The 257-nt window shown below is 47.5% G+C and carries 1 protein-coding gene; it reads right to left on the bottom strand.

The genetic code is table 11. The features are described from left to right. Positions 1-76: 76 nt before the first annotated feature. Positions 77-257 (bottom strand): hypothetical protein (locus AC1RP4_RS08070; protein WP_391856939.1); only part of this gene is annotated, 181 nt, incomplete at its 5' end.

Genomic DNA, 257 nt, shown 5'->3' on the forward strand with positions numbered 1-257 from the left:
GGACCTTCGTAGTGGTTCTGTGTAGATTCACCCACTAGTCCATAGGTGCCTCCTGCCTTCAACGCGTCCTCTACCATCAGAGTGTTTCCTTCAGTTGACGAAGACACACAAGTGCATCTTCAAGATTTTCGTAGTACTCACGGATTGTGCAACCCTCAAATACCAGAGAATAAAAATCCGATACGATTGGCACAGTCTCCATCGTGAGGAACTTGTGAGCACGTGCAAAATCCTGCTCACTGAACTCGACGTTACTG

Source organism: Dellaglioa sp. CoH-56-MRSF-10 (assembly GCF_056782175.1).